Here is a 2,851-nt window from a genome sequence, read left to right as displayed (position 1 = left end):
AAACCGTATACCTGATCAGGTTGGCCTGCGGGTAACATGCTGACATTGGCGATGCCGCCTAGGTTTAAGATGACGCGATGAATGCTTTCATGTTGGAACATATCTTGGTGAAACGCAGGAACCAGCGGGGCACCTTGGCCACCTGCGGCCATATCACGACGTCGAAAGTCTGAAATCACCGGAATTTGGGTGATTTCAGTGATGATGTTTGGGTCACCAATTTGCAGGGTAAAGCCGTGCTCTGGCCGATGGCGAATGGTTTGTCCATGTGAGCCAATCGCTTTGATTTGACTACGATCTAAATGACTTTGCTCAATCAGCTGATTGATGCCTTCGCCAATCATCTTTGCTAAAGCCACATCTGCCTTGCCCATACGGTCGATTTCGTTGTCACCGGGCAAAGTGAGTGCCATCAGTTCATCGCGTAAATCTGGGTCGAAAGAAAGAGTGAGGGTGGCGTGAAGCTGCAATGGATCAAAAGAAGCAGCAACAATATCAACACCATCCATGCTGGTGCCGGTCATTACCCCAATATAGATCGCTGTCATGATTATTCTAAAGCCTGCAATGTGCTGAAAAAGTGTTAGTATATCGCACAAATTGAATAACTGATGTGTTTGGGTTTTGTGATGTCAAATTTCCTGCCGGCTGAAGAACAACTTGCTCTCATTCAACGAGGCACGCATGAAATTATTTCTGAAGAAGATCTTCTGAAGAAATTAAAAGAAAATCGTCCTTTAAAAATTAAAGCGGGCTTTGACCCGACTGCGCCTGACTTGCACTTGGGGCATACGGTTTTAATTAATAAATTGAAAACTTTCCAAGACTTGGGTCATGACGTGACCTTCTTGATTGGGGATTATACCGCGATGATCGGTGACCCGACTGGAAAAAGTGCAACACGTCCACCATTGTCGCGTGAGCAAGTGCTTGAAAATGCAAAAACGTATCAAGAACAAGTGTTTAAAATTCTTGATCCGAATAAAACCAAAGTGCGCTTCAACTCTGAATGGTTTGCCGATAAAACGGCTGCTGACCTGATTCAATTGGCTTCACAGCAAACGGTTGCTCGTATGCTTGAGCGTGATGACTTCACCAAGCGTTATAACAACCATCAACCAATCGCAATTCATGAGTTTTTATATCCATTGGTTCAAGGCTATGACTCGATTGCCCTTGAGGCAGATGTTGAGTTAGGCGGTACGGACCAAACCTTTAACTTATTGATGGGGCGTACACTTCAAGGTCGTTATGATCAAGAAGCGCAAGTCTGCATTACAGTGCCAATCCTTGAAGGTTTAGACGGTGTGAACAAAATGTCTAAGTCTTTGGGTAATTATATTGGGGTATTTGATGCACCAGGGGCGATGTATCAGAAAGTCCTTTCGATGCCAGATGCATTAATTGAACGCTATTTCGATTTACTCAGCTTTAAATCCGTTGATGATATTAAAGTCCTGCTAAACGAAATTGCTGAAGGGCGTAATCCACAAGAGGTGAAAAAGATTCTTGCGCTTGAGTTGGTAGAGCGTTTCCATGGTGCAGAAGCGGCAGAAAATGCACATAAAGGTGCAGGCAACCTGATTACTGAGGGTGAACTACCCGAAGGGACACCAGAAGTGACGATTTCACGCGCTGAATTTGGTGGCGAGTTGTTTATTGCAACGATTCTTCGCGTAGCGGGCTTAAACCCAAATGCTGCAGCAGCAAAAGATGCTGTTGGTCGTGGTGCGGTCAAAGTTGATTGGAACGTGGTCGATATGAGTTTCTCTGTTAAAGAAAATGTCACTTTAATTATCCAGTCGGGTAAAAAAGCCATTGCGAAAGTCACTTTTACAGACTAAGTCGGTGCATATATGTTTTAAGTTGTTGATATAAAAGCAGGCTTTGGCCTGCTTTTTATTTTTTAATCTTTATAAAAAAATCAAATAAGTAAATTCAAAAAAAACCTTATAAAAACAATGCTTAATTTTTTCCAAAAATATTGCAATTTAAAATGAGTGTGTATAAGATTTCAACGTCTAGTCGATGTTTTTAACATCGCTAGAAGGGTCAATAAGAATAACTCTCCACAGTTTTCAAGTCTCTTCCCCAAGGGACTTTTTTAAGATAACTATAATAATGACATCTATGGATCAGATAACGATCTAACTCCGAGGAAGAGGTTTTGGGAGAGATCTCTTCCTTTTTTATTGGCAAAAATTTAGTTTTTAAAATCAGTTTCTCGTAGACAAATAACGAGCTGTCATAAAAGTTAGGTGCAACAGACTTTTAAATAAAGCTGGTCATCAGCTATATAGCACTGCGTTTTCTACTTATATCCAGATGCTTCGTATCATCAAGCTTTATCGTGGCTGTTATTTCAGCTCTGTCTTGAATTATCTTGGCCATGGTATAGATAGAAGAGGGCTTTGCTATTACGCGAATGAAATAAAAACAGACTAAGCATTCCATTCTTACTAAATCTTAGGTGTTTTTATAGCGATGTGGCAGTTTTTCAGCTTAAGCGTGTATTAAATATAAAAGAACTACGTCTTTAGAAAGATGATTTATCAAAAATACAGAGATGAAAGGAATGCAGGGTGATTTTAAGTCTGAAAACCTTGCCAGAAGATTGATAAGAATCATCCTAAAGAAAAAATAAATGCTAAGGATTAAATTTTAAGCTTAAAAAGGCTTTTAAAGATTGGAAATGAAATGCTCATGTTGAAAGAAATAAGAGAAAAAATTATAAATATGATCAAAAAATAGATGAAAAATACGGTTTTTCTTAAGTTTTGTAGAAAAAACCAACACCCGTTTCAAATAAGTGAATTTGGGGGTTGCAAAGCTTTAGAAATCCTCTAGAATG

2 protein-coding genes are annotated in these 2,851 nt (G+C 39.7%); one reads left to right on the top strand and one right to left on the bottom strand.

Features of this window, described 5'->3' with window-relative positions; translation table 11 throughout:
* The coding region (locus PVW46_RS13220; RefSeq protein WP_274576129.1) for an anhydro-N-acetylmuramic acid kinase at nucleotides 1-548 on the bottom strand (548 nt) is incomplete at its 3' end.
* A gap of 81 nt (nucleotides 549-629) precedes the next feature.
* Between PVW46_RS13220 and tyrS the strand changes: the two genes are divergently transcribed.
* Entirely contained in the window at nucleotides 630-1,844 is a 1,215-nt protein-coding gene (gene tyrS / locus PVW46_RS13215; protein ID WP_058870668.1) for a tyrosine--tRNA ligase, read from the top strand.
* Nucleotides 1,845-2,851 lie beyond the last annotated feature (1,007 nt).

This window comes from Mameliella sp. AT18, from assembly GCF_028807275.1.
Taxonomy (GTDB): Bacteria; Pseudomonadota; Alphaproteobacteria; order Rhodobacterales; family Rhodobacteraceae; genus Antarctobacter; species Antarctobacter albus.
The sequence above is the reverse complement of the archived record's forward strand: the minus strand, read 5'-3'. Positions and strand labels throughout refer to the sequence as shown.